Genomic DNA, 22,376 nt, shown 5'->3' with positions numbered 1-22,376 from the left:
TCCCGTACATGCCGTGTCCCGCCTACATCCGCATACGTTCCGCTTTGGGATCGAACAATGGATCCGTGATGAGGGTGGCCTTGCGGCGCTCTCCGAGAATTTCGATCTCGAAGGCTCCGTCATCCGTGTTTCCCGCAAACTCACTGGGGACATAGCCCTGAGCCAAAGACCTCTCGACATGGTGTGCGTAGCCGCCCGACGTGATCCAGCCGATCACATCGTTCTCGTGCCAAATCGGTTCATCGCCCATCACATCGGCATCGAGTGCATCGACGACGAAGGAAACCCGGGATCGTTTCGGCCCATCCTCGTATTCCCTGCGCGCGGCTTCCTGGCCGATAAAGTTGTTTTTGCCGAGTTTTACGAACCGCCCGAGATCGGCTTCGAACGGACCATAAATCGGGCGGAACTCCCGGAACCAGGTCCCGAAGTTCTTTTCCAGGCGCATGGCGAGCAGCGCGCGCATGCCAAAGTTTTGGATGCCGAATTCCTCCCCGGCTTCCATTAGAGCCATGTACACCTGACGCTCGTATTCCGGTGTCATCCAGATCTCGTAGCCGAGGTCACCGGTGTAGCTGATCCGATTGACCTTGCAGGGCGCGTTGGCAACATCCATTTCGCGGAAGTCCATGAACCGGAAAGCGTCATTGGAGACATTGTCCCCGGCCACTTTCGCAAGGACATCGCGGGCCTTTGGACCTGCAATGGAAAGACCCACCCAGCCAAGGTTGATGGCTTCAATCGCTACGCTGCCATCATCCGGCAGATGCTTTTCGAACCACCGCATGTGATAGACTTCGGCTTGACTTGACCCGAACATGTAGAACGTCTCGTCACTGGCGCGGGCGATGGTGAAGTCGCCGATCAGCTTGCCGGCTTCGTTCAGCATCGGTGTCAGCACAATCCGTCCCACCTTCGGCATGGTGTTGGTCATCAGGTAGGACAGGTAATCTTCAGCTCCTGCGCCGGTGATCTTGTACTTCGCGAAGTTGGCGATTTCTGTAATACCAACTCCGGTTCGTACCGCCCGGCATTCCGCTCCAATCGCTTCAAAGTCGTTTGATCGCCGGAACGAGACGACATCTTCAGCTGTCTCACCATCTCGAGCAAACCAGAGGGGAGTTTCAAGCCCCCAACTGTCGCCCATGACAGCCCCTTGCGCCAACATCTTGTCGTAGAGCGGTGTTGTCTGATGCGGACGCCCGGCGGGCAATTCTTCATTCGGGAAGCGGATGCGGAACCGGCGGCTGTAGTTCTCCTGAACTTTCTTGTTCGTGTAGGCAAGTGTCGCCCAGTCACCGTACCTGGCAACATCCATGCCCCAGATGTCGTAGCCCGGATCGCCGTCGATCATCCAGTTGGCAAGTGTCAACCCGACGCCGCCGCCCTGACTGAAGCCGGCCATGACGCCGCAAGCAACCCAGTAGTTCTTGAGGCCCCGCACCGGGCCAACCAATGGATTGCCGTCCGGGGCAAAGGTGAACGGGCCGTTGATGATCTGCTTGATGCCGGCGTTTTGCAGGGCTGGGAAATGCTCAAAGCCGACTTCGAGTTCCGGAGAGATCCGGTCAAGGTCCGGTGCCAAGAGCTCGTGCCCGAAATCCCAGGGCGTTTCCTTCGGGCTCCAGGGGCGGCAATTCTGCTCATAAGTGCCAAGCAGCATGCCCTTGCCTTCTTGTCGGGTGTAGATTTCACCGCCAAAATCAAGGACGCCAATCAGCTCCTTGCCGGTTGCCTCGTTATGCGCAACGACTTCCGGCATCTCATCGGTGAGCAGATACATGTGCTCCATGGCGAGCACCGGCAATTCTATCCCGACCATGCGGCCGCATTCGCGGGCCCAGAGACCGCCCGCGTTGACGACATGTTCAGCCCGGATGGTGCCTTTGTCGGTGATGACATCCCAGGTGCCTTCCGAGGTCTGTACCATCTCCTCAACCTTGGTGTGCCGATAGATCTCTGCGCCATTGATCCGCGCCGCCTTTGCATAGGCGTGGGTGGTGCCCGAAGGATCGAGATGCCCTTCGATCGGATCCCACAAGGCGCCGATGAAGTATTTCTCATCGAGGATCGGAAACATCTTCTTGGCCTCAGAGACCGAGATCAGTTCCAGATCCATGCCGAGATACCGGCCCTTGGCCTGGGCGAGGCGCAAAAAATCCATCCGCTCGGGAGTGTCTGCCAGCATCACGCCACCGGTCAGATGCAAACTGCAGGACTGGCCCGAGATCTCTTCCAGTTCCTTATAGAGATCGACCGTGTAGCTTTGAAGCTGGGAGACGTTCGGGTCACCGTTGAGCGTGTGAAAGCCGCCCGCCGCGTGCCAAGAGGAACCTGATGTGAGTTCGCTCCGCTCGACCAGGACCACGTCCTTCCAGCCAAGCTTGGTCAAGTGATAGAGCACACTGCAGCCAACGACACCGCCACCAATCACGACGACCTGAGTATGGGACTTCATTCTCAATTGCTCCAAAAAGTCAGTTTCATCCGCTTAAAGCGTGGCATGTCAAAATTGGCTCGTTAGAAGTCGGTTGGCGCGCCGCCTTCTTCCTTGCGTTTTGCGACAAAGGCAGAGAGTTCTTCATCAATTGCAGGATCAAGTGCCGGGGCTTCGTAGGCCTCAAGTGCCTTCTTGTAGAGCGTGTTCGCCTTGTCGTAGGCGACCGGGCTCCCAGCCTCTTGCCAAGTCTCATAATTGCGCCAATCGGACACGATCGGAGCGTAGAATGCATCCTTGTAGCGCGCCTGAGTGTGCTCGGTTCCAAAGAAATGCCCAGCCGGACCCACGTCGCGGATAGCCTCGATGGCAAGCGCCTCTTCCGACACATCGAGGGGCGTCAGATATTCGGCCAGCATCTGGAGAAGGTCGATATCCGTGATGAATTTCTCAAACCCGGCCGATAGGCCACCTTCGAGCCATCCGGCAGCATGCTTGATCAGGTTGCCGCCGCCATTGATCGCACCCCATTCTGACAATGTCGTTTCAAGTGCAGCTTGATAGTCGACAGTATTGGCTGCGCACACGCCGGAGGTTCGGAAGGGAAGACCGTAGCGCCGGGCAAGCTGCCCGCTGACGAGGGCGGCCTTGATATATTCCGGCGTTCCGAAGGCCGGTGCGCCGGATTTCATGTCCACATTCGAGGTAAAACCGCCATAGACCATCGGCGCGCCGGGATTGACCATCTGGGTGAAGGCGATGCCGGCGAGTGCTTCGGCATTTTGGAGTGTCAATGCTCCCGCGACCGTCACAGGAGCCATTGCGCCCGCCAACGTGAACGGCGTCAGAACGCTCACTTGTCCGGCTCGTGCCATTTCGATGAGGCCCTGGAGCATCGGCGTATCGAGCCGAAGCGGGGAGGAAGAATTGATGATTGTGATAACGCTCGGGGTCTTGCGGAACTCTTCTTCCGATAACCCCATCGCGATGCGGGTCATCTCCAGACCATCGCGATTCCGCTCCTTGCCGAGTGAATAGATGTGAAACACCTTGTCCATCAGGCGGATCATGTCGGACACACAATCCAGATGCCGGACAGAGGCGTGAATGTCGACCGGTTCGACCGGATACCCCATGACGCAGTGAATGATGTTGAAGAACTGCGCAAGCTTCAGGAAATTGCGATAGTCCGTCTGGTTTCCAGGGCGGCGCCCACCCTCGCGGTCGACAGCGTTCGGTGCACTTGCGACACAGGAGAATGCAATATGGTCGCCGCCAAGGGTCAAATTATGCGCCGGATTTCTGGCATGAACCGTAAACTGGTCCGGCGTTTTTCCGACGAGCTCTTCAACCATAGCCCGGTCCATGCGAACCCGGTCTGACCCCGGTGTTACATCCGCTCCAGCTGCCTTCAAGATTTCCTTTGCTTCCTCATGAAGGAAGTCGATGCCGATGTCTTCGAGCACCCGCATTGAAGCTTCGTGAATGGACTCCAGCTCATCAGCGGAGACAGCCTCCACAGGCTTGTAGATGTGGCGGGGTTGTTTGAATGGCTTTTGAGGGAAGTGCTCCGGGCCCGCTTTGTCTCCACCGCCTCGCCGGCGGCGGCCACGCCTCGCCGGCGCCGCTTCGGTGGTCTCAACAAGATCGAGCTGACTGGACATGGCGAGACACCTTTCCGAGGCCGTATACGCAGAGCGTGAAAGATTTTGGGGCCGTGAGCAGATCTCTGCCCAACCTGTCGTTCAACCTTAATCGAGAGGGTCATTTTTCTACGGCGTCTCAGAACGACGGCGGTTGCCACTTTCGCGACATTTCCAGATCCGGCGGTCAATCGGCTCTGCCCGGCTATTGACGAAGCTTGACGTCTGCGATGCAAAGGCTTCAAAAAAATGAAGTGAATTTTGAAGGTGTTGCGTGACTGACAGGATGACCGACGCTGAATTGCTGGACTTTTTGCAAGGCCGCTATCCGTTCGGGGATTTGAGCGGAGCGCGGCTACGACCTCTTCCGAGTTCCTACACACACCGGTTTTGGCGTCTCCAAACGCGCGAGCGCGATTATGTCATCAAGGAGTATTTTCCGGGCCTTGAGAACAATCCGCTCTATCCGACGCTGCCCCAGGAAGAAGCGACTGCCCTGACCTTGTTGGAGCGTCATCGATTGGCGCCGCGTTTGGAGTGTTTTCTAGACAGTCCAGCTGGGTCGCCCTTGGTGATTTATGGATATGAACGCGGCTCGGAAGCTGAAATTGATGTGCGTGATGCGGCTCTGCTGCTTGGGCGGTTTGCAGCTCTGGAGCTTGCACCAGAGGAAGTCAGAATGGTGCCGTCTGGGTATCACCAGGTGCTCGCTCATGCTGATGCTATTCTGGAAAAGATTCCGGATAGCCGCCGGGCTGCCAATTTGAAACGTCTCCGGCCAAATGACAGCTCAATTGAGGTGCCTGCGGTACCCCAACACATTTTGATTCATAGGTCCCTTTGCCTCGGCACAGTGCAAATGACAGCGGCAGGACCCGCTTTGATCGATTGGCAATATGCTGGTCTCGGCGATCCCGTTGAAGACATCGCTTGTTTTCTCTCTCCCGGTCTCCTCACGCTTTATGGCCTGAAGCCACTCGTCCTTTATGCCGAGGACCTGTTTTTGGAGCATTATCCGGACCGCGCGATTGTTGATCGTTTTTTGGCTGAACGATCCGCCTACCATTGGCGATTGGCCGCATATTGTCTGTTTCGGCAGGAAACCCTGACCCACGAAAACGCTCCGGCCTCACGTGCCTATGCACGTGCCCTGGAAGAAGAGGTCGACCTTCTCCTCAGACTGCGCGGAAAGTGAACGACGCGACCATGAACGGGTGTAATCCGGCTGTCATGGGAAGCCGGTAACGGGGTCGTATGTCTATTGAAATTGCGTCCGTTACCAAGTCGTTCGGGTCACACAAGGCTCTGAATGACGTATCTCTTTCGATCCCGGAGGGCACATTTTTTGTGGTGCTTGGTCCTTCCGGCTGCGGCAAGTCCACACTGTTGCGTACGATCGCCGGACTTGAGCCGATCGACAGTGGAGAAATCGCGCTGGGCGGCGCAACAGTCGCTCGAGACGGCTACCATATGGAGCCGGAACGGAGGCAAACCGGCGTCGTATTCCAGTCCTACGCTCTCTGGCCACACATGAGTGTTGCTGAAAATGTCGCCTTTCCGATGGAAACGTCTGGCTTGAAAAAGTCCGACATCAAAACACGCACCAATCAACACCTTGCCACGGTGGAGTTGACGGCATTTCGCGACCGGAAACCGGCCGACCTTTCCGGCGGGCAGCGTCAGCGGGTTGCGCTCGCCCGCTGTTTGGCGCAAGGCGCAAAAACAGTGTTGATGGACGAGCCGCTTGCAAACCTTGATCCGCACTTGCGCGGTGCCATGGAGGAAGAGCTTGCTGCGTTTCACAAGGCCAGTGGCGCAACGACACTGTTCATCACTCACGATCAGCGTGAAGCGATGGCACTCGCCGATCAGGTTGCGGTTATGTGGGACGGCGAGATCTTGCAGGTTGCCGAGCCCGATGTGCTTTACCGGCGGCCGGCATCGCGAAAGGTTGCCAGTTTTATCGGGCGCAGCAGCCTTGTTGGCGTTGAGGTCAACCATGTCGAAGCCGGGCACGCGAATATTACACTTGCCGGGCATCGGGTCGACGTAGACTGCCCTGTTGGTACCAGAACCGGTTCAGCAACGTTGATGCTGCGGCCCGAACACCTGGTTCCATCTGTTGGTGGGCACGGTCTTAAAGCAACCGTTGAAAGAACGATTTACCGTGGCGGGTTCTGGGAAGTTTTTGTGGCCCTCGATGGGCTCTCGATACCGTTGTTGATGACCCACAATCGCCCGGCTGTGCCCGGTGAAACTCTGTTTCTGGATATACTACGCGGTTGGATTCTGCCGGAGTAACTGGTTTTCTCAGGCTAGCGTTTTGCGCATGGCGCAGCGTTGTTCGGGCATAGGCAATCCGCGGCTAAGTTCTTTTGAGAGGATACTGCCAAGCCGCGCATCACATTTTTCCAACTTCAGGATCTGGAAACCGAGTCTTTCATAAAACGGCGCATTCCAGGGCACGTGCCTGAACGTCGTTAATGTCATTTCTGACAGTCCGAGCGCTCTTGCATAGGCTTCAGCGTATTCCATCAGCGCTTTGCCTATCCCCTGTTTCTGGCAATCGGAATGAACGGAAATCTCATAGACATGGAGAGCGTCGTCTTCCGGGATCGCTGCCAGAAAGCCGATCTGTTGTCCGTCATCTGTTTCCGCGGTCCAGCTTGTGCCTGGTTCGATTGCAGACATATGCTGTTCCTCGGTCGCGCAACTGCCATCCGCGAAGGTTTCCAATCCGTCGATTGTCAGAAACACTTTGCTGGCGCAAATCTCCACGGCCTGAAGAGCTGAGATATCGCTTTTGCGTGTTTGTCTGATCTTCAAATCTTACACTCTCTAAGACTGATACTAGTCCTTCCAGGGGATCGTTCCAGAGGGCACGCGTTTCGCCAGACCGTTCATGCCGAGCATGACCAAAATTGTTGCCAGAACAACCACCACAGACATGGAAGCTGCGAGCGTTGTGTAACCACCATCTTCGTAATTGAAAATGGTGGTTCCGATTGTCTCGTTTCCCGTGGACCACAGAAGTGCCGAGACAGTGACCTCGTTGTAGGCAGTGAGGAACACGAGAATGGCGCCGGAAGCTGCAGACGGCGCAACAAGCGGCGCAAATACCCGCCGGACGCGCCGAAAAAATCCCGCGCCGGATACACGGGCGGCGTCTTCCAGTGATCTGTCCATCTGCACAAAGGCAGCTGCAACGGGTTTTAATCCGACCGCGAGAAAAGCGGAGATATAAGCAATCAAAATGATCCAAAGCGTGTTGTAGAGGGAGATGTTCAAGAACGGTAGCGGATGGATGAACGCCAGAATAAAGGCGATGGATAGGACCAGACCGGGCACGGCAAAAGCAATCTCTGCCTGTGCGGCCGTTGCGGTCCCCGCAAGGCGACAAATTTTATGCCGGTGACTTAGGAAGTACCCCAAGAAGATGCTGATGACCGCGATGACGCCCGCTGCAATGGCAGCAATCAGCGTCGAATTCGCAAAGGCTCTTAGCGTCACAGACTGGCGCCAGAGAACTTCTGCGAAATTGTCCAGATTCACGGTGCTTGCTGAAAGCGGGAGCCCGTATGTCTTCACCAAGGAAGTCGCCAGAAGCGATGCAGCGGGAAGCAACAGAACCAGGCCAACAAAACTCCAAAGACCTGCTTCTACCCATTTGCGTTTTGACCCAAGCGAGATTGCCAGCGGGTCCTGCGGCAGGCCAATGAGGCTGGCGCGCATACGTCGTTGCAACACCCCCTGTATGAGGAGGGCTACAAGAGCGACCAGCGCCAGGATGACCGAAATGATTGCGACATTCGGGAGGACATCCGGCCCGAAACTCGCCAGTCTTCGCCAAATCAGAACCGGCAGTGTCGTGTAGCGTGCCGGAACGCCGATCAGCGCGTTGATGCCGAAGTTTCCAAGCGCTGCGATAAATGCAAGAGCGAAGCCGGCGAGCAAAGCTGGCGCGAGGAGTGGCAGCGTAATTCTTGTCAAAAGACGGAATGCCCCTGCGCCGGACACGCGCGCAGCATCAGACAATTCCCTCGGAAAGGACCGGAGCGCTGCTCGAACCAGCAGGAAGACCAAGGGGCTGTGCTGGAGTGTCAGAAGAAGAACAAGACCCTCGCGTGAATAAAGCGGATGCGTCGACCCGATTTCGGGTGCCAGCCCAATCCATCGAAGCACCGGACTTGCCGGCCCCAGTGCCTGGATCCAGGCAATTGCCGTGACATGCGGCGGGATCATCATCGGTAGGAGGATCAAAAAGACGAGCAGTCCCTTGGCGCGAACATCTGTCAGTCCGACAATCAGGGCCAGAACTGTTCCCAATACTGTTGCCGCGAGCGCCGACAAAAGGCTGCTCTCCATGGAGTGCCAGAGCGCCCTTTGGACAGACCGGCTGGATAGGGCTTCTGCCAGCGGCGCAAAAGCAAGCGCGCCGTCCTGGGTCAATCCGATCTTGAACAAGAGGAGGAGCGGCAACCCGCACAGGAGCGTCGCGCAGAGAACCAAAATGGCGAGAGAGATCCTCTCGCCATTCAGCAGTTTTGAATTCTGGGCTTGCGCCATCAAGTCTTAGCCACCGAAGATCTCGGTGAACTTGATCTTGTTTGCTTGATCTTGCTCGAGGGCCTTTGCTGGATCGAAGTCCATCAGCTTGATCTGGTCACGAGCCGGGAAACCTTCCGGTGCTGCAACAGCCGGATGGGCTGGCAGATATCCTTGAGACGACGCCAGTTTCTGACCCTTTTCGGAAAGAAGGAAATCAACAAAAGCCTTGGCAGCATCCGGGTTCTGGGCCGTAGAGAGGATCGCAACCGGTTCGGTGACAGCAGAAACACCCTCTTCAGGGAACACGAACTCGACCGGAGCGCCTTTCAACTTTTCGCGGATCGGAAGAAAGTCCACGACGAAACCATAGAGTTTTTCACCGCCGGCGATGGCCTTGTAGGTGCCACCGTTGCCACCTTTCGGATTGGCGCCCTGATCAGCAAGGCCTTCGTAAAAGGCCCAGCCGAGATCCGGGTTGGAGGTCAGTGCTGCCATGTGGATGGTGGCTGCACCGGATGTCAGCGGAGACGGCATGGCCAATTTGTCTTTGGCCTCCGGCTTCAGGAGATCCTTGTAGGAGGAAGGCTTCATCGGCGCATCGGTGTTGTAGACGATGCCGCTGGTGATTAGCTTAGTGGAGAAGTAGGTTTTGTCATCATCCATCAGAGCCGGATCATAGGCGGACACGTCAGCGCCTGCGTGGGCCATCAAACGGCCTTCCTGCTTCAGCCCTTCCATGGTTACCATGTCTGCAATCAAGAGAACGTCCGGCTTCGGCGCGCCTGCTTCAAATTCCGTGCGCAGCTTGGCCATCATTTTTGTGGTGCCGTCGCGCACCCATTCGACTTCAACGCCCGGATGTTTGGCGGTGAACGCGTCGACCGTTGCCTGGGCGTCCTGGTTCGGCTGGGAGGTATAAAGAACCAGTTTGCCGGAAACGTCGCCGGCAAATGCGGATGCGGTTGCACCGGCAAGAATGCCGGCAGCCATCAGGAACTTTTTCATGTCACGGATCCTCTTGCGAAAGGCCACTGGTGGTTAACAGATGGCCTTGGCTATCAGGCTTGTGTGACAGATTTTTTTGGCTGCTAGGTAAAAATACGTGATTGGGGCTTCCGTCTTATTGACGGACGATTGAGAAAATACGCTGCCCCTTCACTGACGATGACACCAGGCAATTGCCGATTGTCATGAGGTCGGCTATCACCACGTCAAATCGATTTAAAGAAAACTTACGGGCACAATGCATGACAACTGACGGCGCTAAAGCGGAAATCGGCCTGATCGGCCTTGGAACGATGGGCGGAAATCTGGCGCTCAATATCGCTGAAAACGGTTTTCGGATTGCCGTGTTTAACCGGACATCGGAAAAAACCGATCAGTTCATGGAAAAGTCGGGTCCGCTGGCTGGGAAACTCGTGCCAAGCAAGGCCCTTGAGGACTTCGTTGCGTCGATCGCTTCACCGCGCGCAATCATTTTGATGGTGCCGGCCGGGGAGGCTGTTGACGCGCAGATCGCGGCTCTTCGTCCGCTTCTGGATGCGGATGATCTCATCATCGATGCGGGCAACGCCAACTACCACGACACCAATCGGCGGGCGGAAGAAGCCGATGAAAAGGGGCCGCGGTTCATGGGCATCGGAGTGTCTGGCGGTGAGGAAGGGGCCCGGTTTGGTCCGTCCATTATGGGTGGGGGCGACAAATCCGCCTGGGACCGCGTGGGGCATATTCTGGAGGCGATCTCGGCCAAGTATGAGGACGAGCCGTGTGCCGCATTCCTTGGCGCTGCCGGTGCCGGTCACCTGGTCAAGACGGTGCACAATGGCATTGAATATGCCGACATGCAGATGATCGCCGAGGTCTATGGTGTGATGCGTGATGGCTTCGGTATGAGCGCAGCCGAAGTTGGTGAGGTTCTTGAACGCTGGAATGGCGGGATACTGCAGTCGTACCTGATCGAAATCTCAGGGAAGGTCGCCAAGACGGCAGATCCGGAAACCGGCAAGCCGATGCTGGATATCATTCTGGACACCGCGGGTCAGAAGGGCACGGGCCGCTGGACAGCGATCGAGGCGTTGATGCTTGGCACGCCTGCCAGTGCAATCGAGGCTGCCGTTGCCGCGCGCAATATGTCCGCGAGACTTGAAGAGCGTGATAAGGGCGAACAGGTGTTCGGCGCTGCGCCTCAGCGTATGGACAAGGACCTCATCGGAATTGACGCTCTGGAGGCTGCGCTCGTTGCCGGAAAGATCATCTGTTACGCGCAGGGTTTCGGTCTCATTCTCGAAGCCGCGAAACAGTATGGCTGGGACATGCCACTGCCGGAGATCGCGAAGATTTGGCGCAACGGCTGTATCATTCGCTCTGCCATGTTGAACGACATGTCGTCCGCACTGTCGGATGATGCAAACCGCAATCTCATGCTGGCCCCGTTCTTCACCGAAAAATTGAAAGAAACCGAAAGGAAGCTGCGCCAGGTCGTGGCACAGGCCACGCTTCACGGTCTGCCGGTTCCGGCCTTATCGGCAGCGCTGTCGTATTTCGACATAATGCGGACACAGCGTTCAACCGCGAACATGCTTCAAGGTCAGCGTGACTTCTTTGGAGCACATGGATTTGCGCGTACGGATAAGGAGGGCGGTGGCTACCACGGTCCCTGGGCGATGGGTTAAGGGCAGATCATAGAGCCAGACCCGGCGGGGCAGTTTGAGCGCGCCGAGTGGCGCGCTCGAGAATTTTCCGTCTTGTTAGCCGGGCAGATATGTCTGACCAACAAACTGTGCCGTTGCATCGGGCGCTGCGAGGAATTGCTCATACAATTGCGTCGATGTAGGGTCTGGGAAGACATTCTCTTCTCCCTTATCCAAGGCATCAAGGATCTGCCGGACGACCTCCTGAGGCGAGGTTTTATCGGTTTCAAACTTCTCCGCCATATCAGTGTCCACCGGTCCAGGGTAGACGCCGACAACTTGCGTTCCTTGTGCTGCGAGCTCCGCTCGAAGGCCCTGTGTCAGCGAATGTACGGCCGCTTTCGAGGCGCTATAGGTCCCCAAGACCGGGAAATTCACGTGCGAGGCGATCGATCCGAGGTTGATGATAGCGCCTCCGCCGTTGGCTTTCAGGATCGGAGCAAAGGCTTGGGACACATTCAAAGTGCCGAAATAGTTGGTCTCCATTTCAAAGCGCCCGCGATCTGCGGCATCCGGATTGGTGAAGCTTGAGAAACCGGCGGTGCCCGCGTTGTTGATCACAAGTGCTACGTCCTTGTGTTTTGCCGCGGCCGCAATATCCTCCGGTTTAGTCACATCCAGCTTGACTGGAACCACCTTGCCATTGTTGTGCGCAACTACATCACTCAGTGTTTTTGGCTGGCGCGCGGCTGCGTAGACTTTTGCGGCACCGCGTTCCAGAAGCGCGGTGACAAACGCCCGTCCTATGCCCCGGTTCGCGCCCGTGACCAAGACGGCCTTTCCTTCAATTTTCGACATTTGCAGACGTCCTCTCTGGTGGTAGATCAAATAAAATACGATACGGTATTTTAATAAGTGCTTGAAAGCGAGTTTCAAGACAATAAAATACGAATTGGTATTTTAATTTGCGATCAAGCAGGGCAACCAACACATGTCGAGAGGCCGGCCGAGAAAAATTGATCCGAAGGATGCGCTTAAAACCGCTATGCACACTTTGTGGGAGCGGGGCTATGATCGCACGTCCATGGCGGACCTTGTGTCCGCCACAGGAATGGCCAAGCCGGGCCTTTATGCCAACCTTGGTGACAAGGACGAGATTTTTCAAAAAGCTTTGCGGCTCTACCAGGAAGAGATTGGTGCGCCTCTTGTCAACGATCTTGTGAACTCAACTGGACCTCTGAAACAGAGCTTGCGAACCGCTTTGAGGGGCGTGCTGCACGCGAAAGAAGGGAGCGGACTGCCCGAGGGCTGTTTCATCGTCAACAACAGTTTCGCTTGTTCGGCCCAAAGCCAGCAATTGAAACAGGCGCTTCAAGACCTCAATTTTGAGCGGCGGGACGCCTTTCTTCTCCGCTTAAGGCGGGCCGAGACCGAAGGCGAGTTGTCGAACAGCACCGATATCAGCGCACTTGCAGACTTCTTCGCGGGACAAGCGGCCGCCATTTCGTCCATGGCCCAAGCTGGGCTTTCGCTGACTGAGTTGGACAAGATGATCGAGGTCAGTTTGTCGGTGCTGCCAGTAGACCCTCCGGGCGGGGGCGCTCAGGGATAAAATCCATGCCCCGGAGACTTCTCAGTTGAAAGCAATATCTGTTTGATCTGTAATTGCCGTTCACATTCAGATCCCCCGGCGGGGGGCTGCAAGAGAAGCGGTCTCCAAAGTGGCAACAGAAACCCCGAAAGTGGCGGTTCGGCCGACCATCAGAATAGTCCGGCGTGTCTTCGCCGGCTGTGTGGTTGGTCTGTTGGTATTGGCTGCTCTTATGGTTTCGGCTCTAAAACTTGGAGTCTTCGAGCCACTCCGGCAAACCATCGCAAGCCGCATTCTGACGGTGCAGCTCGATCGGTCGGCAGAGGTGCAAGGTCCTGTCCAGATCGAATTCGGGTCTCAGATCGTTGTGCGGATGGAGGATGCCGTCGTCGAGCGGTACAGCCAGCCGAAAGGCGGCACCGGAAGGTTTTTTGATTATGTCCGGTTTGATGCACCTTACAGAATTCTTCTCGGCGACCTATCCGGTATCTCCAATTTTGAAATGGCTGGTGCTGACATTGAATTGCTGGCGTCTCCGGGGGAGACCACTGACGAGGAACTGTCCTATTACCGGCTGCCGTCTGAGGTTATCAATCTGCCGGTGTTTGAAGCACTGAAACTGACCGACGTTACCTTACACTATCTGGGCGTCCAAAGTGGATGGAATGAGCGCGTGAACATCCGCTCGCTCAACATTGCTCCGTCAGAAGAAACGGACACGCTCGATATTGAACTGGATGCCGACTTGAACGGAACTCCGCTTCAAATATCGGGTGAAATTGCCCGGCCACCGCAAAACGGGCCACTGCAAAATGGCGCATTTGAAATCGCGCTGGCGTTTCCCGGCATAGACTCCAAAATTTCCGGCAGGATCAACACCTCGACAGCCTACGCCGGTGTTGAGGGCGAGCTGGAATTGTCTTCCGGCTCGCTGGCTCAGGCATTGGCCTCGGGCGGATTGACCAGTGAAGTCGATGGTCAAGTCGATGCGTCTTGGAAGTTCTCTGGAACGCTTGAGTCGTTATCGATTTCCAACATTGAGATCAACTTCACAAGCAGGCACTCCGACAAGGTGACGATAACGGGTGCGGTTGAAAATGCCAGCCTGGATCCGTCTTTGGATCTTTCGTTCAACGCGCTTCTAGCGCCGTTCGCGTCAGCGGACAATGAACTGGCAATTGAAATTTTGGCGCTGGCCGGCGAAATTTACGGCCCATTGAATGATCTGGCGATTCGCAATGCGCAAGTCAAAACCAACGCCGCCATCTTGGATATTGAGACGATCGGTCCAATCTCCGTGGGTCACATTGTTAAGTCCGAAGACGGCCGGGTAGGCCTGCAGGAGCTGACTATCAATAATGGGACCGATGGCGGTCCAAACCTCACACTGGCTGGTCAGATAGATGATGTGATCGCATTGGACGGGATAACGCTTGCCGGACGTTTTGAATATCCGGTGTCCTTCTTTCTCAACTCGAACAGAGAACCACGACCGGATCTTGGAACGCTTGTCGGGCAGGTTGAACTCAGCGATTCCGATAGCTGGTTTGCTCTCAACACCTTCAAGGGGGCGGTGGAAGGCACCGATCTGCTGGATTTCAGTTTTGACCTGACCGTGCCTGAGTTGCGCCGCGTTGATGAGCTTAACTTCACAACCGAATTTGCAATTCCGGACCCTGCAGCAGTCGTAGAGCTGGTTTCGGGGGCGGCTTCAGAACCATTGCCAGATATCACTTTCTCAGGTCAAAGCAGCCTGCAAGCTGGCGAACTCGGGATTTCCGGAGAGTTTCTCTCCGGCAGCAGCGCTATCTCGGCCGATCTGAATGTTGGTCCAAAGCCCGAGACTTCTACCTGGCTCTTGAGCGGTGATATTCGCTCTGAAGCTTTGAACCTCTCGGAGTTATCAGGTCTCGCGCAGCTTGCCGGGCTTGGGTTTGAAGGACCGGAGACCGGACTTGAGATTACTGACAGTGACGCATCCCAGTTTGCGGCCAGCATTCATGTCGCAGCGAAAAGCCTAGTCGTTGGCAAAAAGAAAGCAGGTGACATCTCGGCACATGTTCTATTCGAGGACGAGGTTTTTAGCATCGCAGAGTTGGCATTGGCATATATCGGCGGACGGGTGAGCGGTAATCTCGGTTTTAACTTCAAAACAGAACCGCCGGTGGCTTCAATCAAGGGGCGGATGGAAAAGTTTCCACTCAAGAGCCTGATGAATGAGCTTGGCCTCACGGCTCCGATCAGCAGCACTGTCTACGCCAGTCTCGATCTCCACGGAGAGACCGGCTCTCTTGATGCTTTTTTGGATACGTTGAACGGCAAAGTGACAACATCCTTGTGGGGAGGACGTTTTCCGGACCGTTTGATCGAGCTCAGCGGTTTGAGTGTTTTCACTTGGCTGATGTCCGGTAACTCGGAACAGGGCGCCGAGCTGGTCTGTGCGGTTCTGCCACTCCGGTTCAAATCCGGTAAAGCGTCAGGCAATTCCCTGGTTGTCGAAACCGAAAATGTTCAGATTGTCGGAGGCGGCTCAGTCAACTTCAAAAGCGGCAATCTGGACTTGGCCTTTTTGCCGCGCGCTAAGAAAAAGCAACTTGTTGAGATTGTGTCTCCATTTGAAATCAAGGGTAGCCTGTCGGACCCGGAACTCATTGTGAAAGACGGTGGAGCTGGCCGAGCCATGGGAGAGGTCTTGTCACTTCCGATCAACGTCCTCGGTCACATCTTTTCCGGATCAGGCGCCATCGATAAAGACGCCCGCCCGTGCGTCATTCCCAAAAACACAGGTCCAAAATAGATCGCCGATTGTCTATTGGGCGAGCCCTAGAGCTTCCATGTTGGCAATTGAGGCGGGTAGCCCGGAAACGTCCCGCAGTTCAACGATCAGCCGCGGGTCGCTGTCCAGTTTTCCAAGTTCTGCAAACACGCTCGGCCAGTTGATGGTGCCTTCTCCTAACGTCCAGTGACGGTCCGCATAGCCATCGGCATCCTGAAGATGAATGTGCCGTAGGTTGTTGCCCGCAGCCTTGATGAAATAGTCGACCGGCGGTGCGCCTGTGGACCCGTGGGTGTAGTGGGCATGACCCGTGTCGATGGATATCTTTACAGCTTGCGAACCGAAACTCTCGGCAAGTTCGATACGCGCGTAAGGGTCCTTGTCTTCAATGTTTTCAAGCACCAGTTCGCAACCGATATCTTCTGCGCGCTTGACCGCTTCTCTCATCGTGAGGTGACAGAGTTCGATCTTTGTTGCCCGACCGGTATCGTAGTTGTCGAGATTGTTGTAATCCCAAGTCGAATAGGGGCTGTGCACGACCATGTGTGTGCCACCAATGGCTTCGCAAACCTCAAGCCCTTGCAACAGACGTTTCTTGACGATCTCTCGTATGTCAGGGTCCTTTGCATCAACAGTAAAGCCCCAGAAGGGGCCATGGATGCCAACCCTACCTTCATGTCCATCCAGCAGTTTCTTGGCGTGGTCTGCAACCGACGCCCAGTCTCCGTTTAGGACTTCCCCGGTTACAAAATCCTGTAGTTCCAGGTCCCGCTGTTTTTCAAGCATGAGATCCCGGTGGCGTTCGAAAGACGAAAGCGACATGGCAGCGCCAAGGATAGGTAGACTGGACATATACGGCTCTGAAAAATTGAAAATCAATGTCCGCCTCTTAGGCGGTAACCGGTGACAGTTTTGCGACGGCCGTTGACGGTACTGGCGTGGGGCGCCCCTTAATAGCCCCTTTGACGATCGACGGTTGGCGGGATGCTGCCAGTTTCCAGATACTGTTTGATGTTTTGAGCAACAATCGCAGATGCAGTGCTGGTGATTGTTGGCGCGGAGATATGAGGCAGGACAGTCACCTCAGGGTGCGACCAGAAGGGATGCTCCTTGTCCAAGGGCTCCTGGTCAAAAACATCCAGCACGGCATGCCCGACACGGCCATCTTCAAGCGCAGCAAGGAGCGCATTGGTGTCTACGATCGGCCCCCTGGCGAAGTTGATCAGCTTTGTACCCGGTTTCACCGAAGCCAGTGCCTGTTTGCCGATCAGACCGCGTGTGTCGCCTGTCAAAGGCATCAGCAGCACAAGGATGTCGGATCGGGCCAAGACCGCGCCGAGTTCTTCTACTCCGGCAAATGTCTCGATGCCTTTGAGTGTTTTGCGGGACCGGCTCCACCCAAGCACATTGAAGCCATTGGCTTTCAGGCGCAATGCCGAAGCTGATCCGAGTTCTCCAATTCCCAGCACACCGATCGTTACCTCCTGAGGCGTTTTCAGGAGATGATGTTGCCAGACATGGTCCCGCTGCTGCCGCATATATGCCGGCATGTCACGGTGGAGATAGAGAGACCAGGCAAGGACCGCTTCCGACATGGTTTCCGCCATTTGCGGATCCGCGAGGCGTACGATCTGGGGACCCGTGTCCGGCAGTTCGGCGACCAGACGCTCAACGCCTGCCCATAAGCTTTGAACCCAAACCAGGTTGGGAAGTGAGGCCACTTTTATTGGGTCTGGATTTGCGACGATAGCGACGGTGGATTTTTCTCGTTCAACCTGTGTCAGATCATCGAACGCCTTGACTTGCGCAATCCCGCTCAGGGCTTCGGGCAGCGCATCTTTCCAGGCTTTCCGCTCCACACCGCCGACTTCGGAAACGAAAGGTATTACGGGCATCATGCAGCGAACACTCCCGTTTCATAGGCAAATCCCTTGATCTCGATCGGATTGCCGGAAGGGTCCCGAAAAAACATGGTGCTTTGCTCCCCTGGTTGCCCTTCGAAACGGATGGTAGGCGGGATAACAAATTCGACGCCCGCGCTCGTAAGCCGGTCCGCCACTTTTTTCCAAGTGCCCATGTCAAGCACCGCGCCCATATGCGGCATCGGAACCATGTGCTCGCCAACTTTTCCGGTGTTGGTGGTCTCGAAAGGTTTCCCGATATGCAGCGAAAGCTGGTGTCCGAAAAAATTGTAGTCAACCCATGTGTCGGTGCTGCGTCCTTCTTGGCAGCCCAACAATTCACCGTAGAAGGCGCGGGCGTCATCAAGATTGGTCACGTGAAAAGCGAGGTGAAAGCAGGGCTGCATATGTCGTCTCCAATTGAGGTCTTTGTTTCATAGCAGAGCCTGAGAATAACAATTACTATGTTTTTTCTTCTCTGAGCATAGGAAAAAATATTGGACACGCGATTTTTGGAAAGCCTCCTTGCTGTGGTCGAGACGGGGTCCATTGCCGGGGCTGCGCGCCAACAAGGCTTAACCGCTGCTGCTATCAGTCAGCGGATCAAGGTGCTCGAAACTGATTTGAATTGCAGACTTCTCGTTCGTTCCGCGAAAACGGTGCAGCCATCGCCGGAATGTCAGCGGCTTCTTCCAGCAGCAAGCGCGCTGGTTCGTGATGCGAGCCGGTTGTCATTTGGGATATCCAATGACCGTCTGAGCGGGCCCTATCGCATTGGAGCTATTTCAACGGCGTTGCTTGATGTTGTGCCTAAGGTTGTGCGGGGGTTTCGTGAAAAGGCGCCCGATGTGCAACTGTCTGTTCTGCCTGGCAACTCCCGAGCGCTTTATGAAGATCTGTTGGTTGAAAAGGTTGACGCAGTGATTTGCGTCGCCCCGCCGTTTCAGCTGCCGAAGGGGATCCGGTCCTTCCCGATTGCAGAAGAGCCGTTTCTGCATATCCGCCCAGAAACGCACCTTCGGCAGGATAAAAACGATGTTCTACCCTGGATTATCTACGACCGGTCATCTTGGGGAGGGGGGCTGGCGAGCCGTTATCTCGATAAGGCACTTTCGCATGTGCCTGTTTTGTGTGAACTGGATTCCCCGGAGACCATTGCCGCAATGGTCCATGAGGGGCTTGGTCAAGCGGCAGTCCCTCGTTGGTCTGGTCTCGGAATTGATCATTCCGATCTCTGTGCTTCGGCGTCGCCAATTCCTTCCATCCCGAAGCGTTCTATTGTCTTGCTGCAACGGAACATGTCCCTCGTCGCCAAAATAGATTTGCTTTTGCAAAACACCGCATTAGGTGCTTCCGGCAAATTCAGCCCACGGCAAGCAAAAGCACAACCTTAAGATGTTTTTAGTTCCAAATTATCCAAAATAGTGTATTCAGAACTGCACGTAAAAGTCATAATGTTATCTTCCGTGGCGTTTATTAGCAGGAAAATGTCGCTGCTTGGCTAGTCTGGGAAATAAAAGGAACGATCAGCAAAAGAAGTGCAGGTCAACTGTTGTGCTGGCCGTCGCATAATGCAATGGTATTGAGAGCGAGCCCAAGAGCTTGGTCGAAATACCTGTTTCGACCTCGTGCGGCCCAATGGGCTCATGCTGAAGATTAGGGAGCAGGGTCGAAGTAGATGCTACGAGTAAAGGCAGTCGAGGAGATCTTAGATCTTCCCGCCTTTTTGTGTGATTTGATCCACATTCCCAATTTACATGATCAATTGATGCGCCGGGAGGTGAATACTAGAGTTCTAGTATTCTCAGGATGCGCCAATGGAAAACTCAACAAACAGACTGCATAGGAGTACCCCATGAAAAAGTTGTTTGTCACAGTCGCTGCGACTGCGCTCGTCGGGATGGCGTCTTCCGCCATGGCCGAAGAATGCGGAACAGTCACTGTTGCGGAAATGAACTGGGCATCTGCCGGCGCGATTGCGCACATCGACAAGATCATTCTTGAAAATGGATACGGCTGTAATGTTGAGCTGGTCACTGGCGACACCATGCCGACCTTCACGTCCATGAACGAGAAGGGTGAGCCGGACATGGCTCCGGAGCTCTGGATTAACGCTGTGCGTGAGCCGCTTGATAAGGCCGTCGCTGAAGGATCTCTGATCATCGGTGGTGAAATCCTGAACGAAGGTGGTGTTGAAGGCTTTTGGGTTCCGACCGCTATCGCCGAAGAGCATGACATCTACACCGTAGCTGCCGCCAAAGAGCGTCCAGATCTCTTCAAAGGCGCCGAGGACGACAGCAAGGGGGGCTTCTTCACCTGTCCGACCGGTTGGAACTGCCGCATCACGACAGGTAACCTCTTCCGCGCAAACGGTTTCGACGAAGCTGGTTTCGAACTCGTAGATCCGGGTTCTGCTGCCGGTCTTGACGGGTCGTTGGCTCGTGCCAACGAGCGCGGTGAAGGTTGGCTCGGTTACTACTGGGCTCCGACAGCGATCCTCGGCAAGTACGACATGACACTGCTCGACTTTGAAGTCGAACACGACAAGGAAGAGTGGGACAAGTGTACAGTTGTTGAAGACTGCCCGAACCCGAAGCCAAACTCCTGGGTTAAATCCGAGGTGTTCACAGTTGTCACCGAAGAGTTCGCCAAAAAAGCTGGTCCGACCATGGACTACGTGAAAGGCCGGACCTGGGACAACCGTACAGCCGGTAAGGTCCTGGCATGGATGACTGACAATCAGGCGACCAACGAAGACGGCGCATACTACTTCCTTGAAAACTTTGAAGATGTATGGACCCAGTGGGTCAGCCCGGAAGTCGCTGAAAAAGTGAAAGCTTCTCTGTAATCCGTTGAAGCGAAAAGGAGCCCGCATCACGATGCGGGCTCTTCATTGAGGGGCAAAGAAACGGGACGAGAGTGATGGAGTGGTTACAAGAATTCCCCGCTATGAGCCGGGGTGGCTTGCGCGAAATGCGCCAAACAATTGACGGGGCCTTTAAGGATTTTACGCGTGCCTACGGGGACGCAATTGAAAGTGCGTTTGATCCGATCAAGGACTTCCTGATCTTTTTGGAGCAACTGCTCATCAACTCGCCTTGGCCGATTATCCTGGCAGTGCTTGTCGGGATTGTTTACCTCATGAGCCGGAACGCCCGGATTACAATCGGCTCCTTGGTGGCGCTTTGCGTCATCGGTTATCTCGGCATGTGGGAAGACACCATGCGCACAATCGCCATGGTGACTGTTTGTACCATGATGGCGATCGTGCTGGGTATTCCGCTTGGAATTTTGATGGCGCGTTCAGATCGAATTCAAAGCATCATCAATCCAGTGCTCGATCTCATGCAGACGATGCCGAGCTTCGTTTATCTCATTCCGGTGGTCATGATTTTCGGCCTTGGCAAAGTGCCGGGCATGATTGCGGTGGTTATCTACGCCATTCCGCCGATGATCCGACTGACCAACCTCGGTATTCGTCTTGTTGACCAAGACGTTCTAGAGGCAGCCGACGCCTTCGGGTCCAGTTCTTGGCAGAAGTTGACCAATGTTCAGCTGCCACTTGCGTTGCCAACGATCATGGCTGGCGTGAACCAGACCATCATGATGGCACTTGCGATGGTTGTTGTTGCGGCTCTTATCGGCGTGAAAGGTCTCGGTCAGCCGGTTCTGAACGCGATTGCGAACCAGTATTTGACGATGGGCGTCATGAATGGTCTCGCGATCGTTGCGATTGCCATTATTTTCGACCGCGCGACCCAGGCCTACGGCAAGCGCCTTCAGAAACACTCGGAGGTGATCCATGGGTGAGGCGACAGGCATTGAGATCAAAAATCTGTACAAGATTTTTGGTCCAAACGGCAAAGACATGGTGCAGCTCGTCAAGGACGGGATGTCCAAAGCCGAGCTCAACGAGAAGCACAATCACGTCTTGGGCTTGAACAACATCAACATCTCTATGCCTGGCGGTAAGATCGAGGTGGTGATGGGATTGTCCGGGTCGGGGAAATCCACCTTGATCCGCCACATCAACCGACTGATCGATCCGACAGACGGAGAAGTGCTCTACGGTGATGAAGACGTCTGTAAGATGTCTCAGGGTGAGCTGAGGGAATTCCGCCGCCACAAAACAGCGATGGTTTTTCAGAAGTTTGCGCTTCTGCCCCACCGTACGGTGATGAAAAACACCGTTTACGGCCTGGAAATTCAGGGCGTCTCCATGAAGGAGGCAGAAGAGCGGGCTGCCCGCTGGATCGCCCGTGTTGGCTTGGAAGGCTTTGAAGACCATTATCCGAACCAGTTGTCGGGCGGTATGCAGCAGCGTGTCGGTCTTGCCCGTGCTTTGACAAACGATGCGGACATTTTGCTTATGGACGAAGCGTTCTCAGCGCTTGATCCGTTGATCCGTATGGATATGCAGACTGTTTTGCTTGATCTTCAGGAAGAGCTTCACAAGACAATCGTCTTCATCACGCACGACCTGGATGAAGCGCTGCGACTCGGCGACAAGATTGCGATCTTGCGTGATGGTGCAGTCATTCAGCAGGGCACTGGACAAGAGATTGTCCTGCGGCCTGCGGATGAGTACATCGCTGATTTCGTCAAGGAAGTGAACCGTGGGCGTGTGATCCTCGTCGATACAGTGATGGACAAGACGAAGACCCTCGAGGGCGGTTTGACAGTCCAGAGCGGGATTATGCTGGAAGAAGCAGCCAAGAAGTTTGCCGAAACCGGTCAAGGCGAGTGCTGCGTTGTCAACGGCGACGGCAAGCCCTTGGGCGTTTTGAACGTTCAAGACACCATCAGTGCGATGGTGACGCCAGCATCCCACTGAAGGCTGGAAACCAGAC

18 protein-coding genes are annotated in these 22,376 nt (G+C 55.3%); 9 read left to right on the top strand and 9 right to left on the bottom strand.

All coding sequences use genetic code 11. From position 1 onward, the window contains the following. Window positions 1-22: 22 nt before the first annotated feature. Window positions 23-2,458: a GcvT family protein gene (locus tag ACVDG4_RS16550; protein WP_447235888.1), complete on the bottom strand. Its 2,436-nt coding sequence runs from the start codon at window positions 2,456-2,458 to the stop codon at window positions 23-25. A gap of 62 nt (window positions 2,459-2,520) precedes the next feature. After that, complete coding sequence (locus tag ACVDG4_RS16545) at window positions 2,521-4,101, bottom strand: trimethylamine methyltransferase family protein (RefSeq protein WP_447235887.1); 1,581 nt, start codon at window positions 4,099-4,101, stop codon at window positions 2,521-2,523. A 253-nt stretch (window positions 4,102-4,354) separates the two neighbouring features. Here ACVDG4_RS16545 and ACVDG4_RS16540 point away from each other — a divergent pair, with 253 nt between their 5' ends. Continuing rightward, on the top strand, window positions 4,355-5,275 hold the full coding sequence (locus tag ACVDG4_RS16540; protein WP_447235886.1) for a phosphotransferase: 921 nt from the start codon (window positions 4,355-4,357) through the stop codon (window positions 5,273-5,275). Window positions 5,276-5,334: 59 nt separating this feature from the next. Then, a complete protein-coding gene (locus tag ACVDG4_RS16535) occupies window positions 5,335-6,381 on the top strand; it encodes an ABC transporter ATP-binding protein (protein WP_447235885.1) in 1,047 nt (348 codons plus the stop codon). Window positions 6,382-6,390: 9 nt separating this feature from the next. On the opposite strand, the gene ACVDG4_RS16530 is transcribed toward ACVDG4_RS16535, so the two are convergent. The 3 genes from ACVDG4_RS16530 to ACVDG4_RS16520 form a co-directional block, all read right to left on the bottom strand. Beyond that, window positions 6,391-6,837: a GNAT family N-acetyltransferase gene (locus tag ACVDG4_RS16530; RefSeq protein ID WP_447235922.1), complete on the bottom strand. Its 447-nt coding sequence runs from the start codon at window positions 6,835-6,837 to the stop codon at window positions 6,391-6,393. A 93-nt stretch (window positions 6,838-6,930) separates the two neighbouring features. Then, complete coding sequence (locus ACVDG4_RS16525) at window positions 6,931-8,646, bottom strand: ABC transporter permease (RefSeq protein ID WP_447235884.1); 1,716 nt, start codon at window positions 8,644-8,646, stop codon at window positions 6,931-6,933. 6 nt (window positions 8,647-8,652) lie between these two features. After that, window positions 8,653-9,633 carry an ABC transporter substrate-binding protein gene (locus ACVDG4_RS16520; protein WP_447235883.1) on the bottom strand — a complete coding sequence of 327 codons (981 nt, stop codon included), beginning with the start codon at window positions 9,631-9,633 and terminating at the stop codon, window positions 8,653-8,655. 242 nt (window positions 9,634-9,875) lie between these two features. On the opposite strand from ACVDG4_RS16520, the gene gnd reads away from it, so the two are divergent. Next, a complete protein-coding gene (gnd, locus tag ACVDG4_RS16515) occupies window positions 9,876-11,300 on the top strand; it encodes an NADP-dependent phosphogluconate dehydrogenase (protein ID WP_447235882.1) in 1,425 nt (474 codons plus the stop codon). A gap of 75 nt (window positions 11,301-11,375) precedes the next feature. Here gnd and ACVDG4_RS16510 read toward each other — a convergent pair whose 3' ends face one another. Next, window positions 11,376-12,116 (bottom strand): SDR family oxidoreductase, encoded by a 741-nt coding sequence (locus ACVDG4_RS16510; RefSeq protein WP_447235881.1) that lies wholly within the window; start codon window positions 12,114-12,116, stop codon window positions 11,376-11,378. A gap of 187 nt (window positions 12,117-12,303) precedes the next feature. On the opposite strand from ACVDG4_RS16510, the gene ACVDG4_RS16505 reads away from it, so the two are divergent. Both ACVDG4_RS16505 and ACVDG4_RS16500 read left to right on the top strand, forming a co-directional pair. After that, a complete protein-coding gene (locus tag ACVDG4_RS16505; protein WP_447235880.1) occupies window positions 12,304-12,870 on the top strand; it encodes a TetR/AcrR family transcriptional regulator in 567 nt (188 codons plus the stop codon). 109 nt (window positions 12,871-12,979) lie between these two features. Then, window positions 12,980-15,646: an AsmA family protein gene (locus ACVDG4_RS16500; RefSeq protein ID WP_447235879.1), complete on the top strand. Its 2,667-nt coding sequence runs from the start codon at window positions 12,980-12,982 to the stop codon at window positions 15,644-15,646. Window positions 15,647-15,658: 12 nt separating this feature from the next. On the opposite strand, the gene ACVDG4_RS16495 is transcribed toward ACVDG4_RS16500, so the two are convergent. The 3 genes from ACVDG4_RS16495 to ACVDG4_RS16485 all read right to left on the bottom strand — a co-directional run bounded on the left by ACVDG4_RS16495 (window position 15,659) and on the right by ACVDG4_RS16485 (window position 17,933). Then, window positions 15,659-16,477, bottom strand: a complete 819-nt coding sequence (locus tag ACVDG4_RS16495) for a sugar phosphate isomerase/epimerase family protein (RefSeq protein ID WP_447235878.1) — start codon at window positions 16,475-16,477, stop codon at window positions 15,659-15,661. Window positions 16,478-16,575: 98 nt separating this feature from the next. Continuing rightward, window positions 16,576-17,523, bottom strand: coding sequence for a 2-hydroxyacid dehydrogenase (locus ACVDG4_RS16490; protein ID WP_447235877.1), 948 nt, complete (start codon window positions 17,521-17,523; stop codon window positions 16,576-16,578). Beyond that, the gene (locus ACVDG4_RS16485) at window positions 17,520-17,933 is read right to left on the bottom strand and encodes a VOC family protein (protein ID WP_447235876.1); all 414 of its coding nucleotides are present in this window, start codon (window positions 17,931-17,933) and stop codon (window positions 17,520-17,522) included. The genes ACVDG4_RS16490 and ACVDG4_RS16485 overlap by 4 nt, the downstream gene beginning before the upstream one ends. A 90-nt stretch (window positions 17,934-18,023) precedes the next feature. Between ACVDG4_RS16485 and ACVDG4_RS16480 the strand changes: the two genes are divergently transcribed. The 4 genes from ACVDG4_RS16480 to ACVDG4_RS16465 all read left to right on the top strand — a co-directional run bounded on the left by ACVDG4_RS16480 (window position 18,024) and on the right by ACVDG4_RS16465 (window position 22,360). Next, on the top strand, window positions 18,024-18,920 hold the full coding sequence (locus ACVDG4_RS16480; protein ID WP_447235875.1) for a LysR family transcriptional regulator: 897 nt from the start codon (window positions 18,024-18,026) through the stop codon (window positions 18,918-18,920). Between the two features lie 461 nt (window positions 18,921-19,381). Continuing rightward, on the top strand, window positions 19,382-20,374 hold the full coding sequence (locus tag ACVDG4_RS16475; RefSeq protein ID WP_409694254.1) for an ABC transporter substrate-binding protein: 993 nt from the start codon (window positions 19,382-19,384) through the stop codon (window positions 20,372-20,374). Between the two features lie 74 nt (window positions 20,375-20,448). Then, a complete protein-coding gene (locus ACVDG4_RS16470; RefSeq protein ID WP_447235874.1) occupies window positions 20,449-21,336 on the top strand; it encodes an ABC transporter permease in 888 nt (295 codons plus the stop codon). Further along, complete coding sequence (locus ACVDG4_RS16465; RefSeq protein WP_209174747.1) at window positions 21,329-22,360, top strand: quaternary amine ABC transporter ATP-binding protein; 1,032 nt, start codon at window positions 21,329-21,331, stop codon at window positions 22,358-22,360. Before ACVDG4_RS16470 ends, ACVDG4_RS16465 begins: the two co-directional genes overlap by 8 nt. Window positions 22,361-22,376 lie beyond the last annotated feature (16 nt).

Source organism: Roseibium sp. MB-4 (assembly GCF_053005265.1).
The sequence above is the reverse complement of the archived record's forward strand: the minus strand, read 5'-3'. Positions and strand labels throughout refer to the sequence as shown.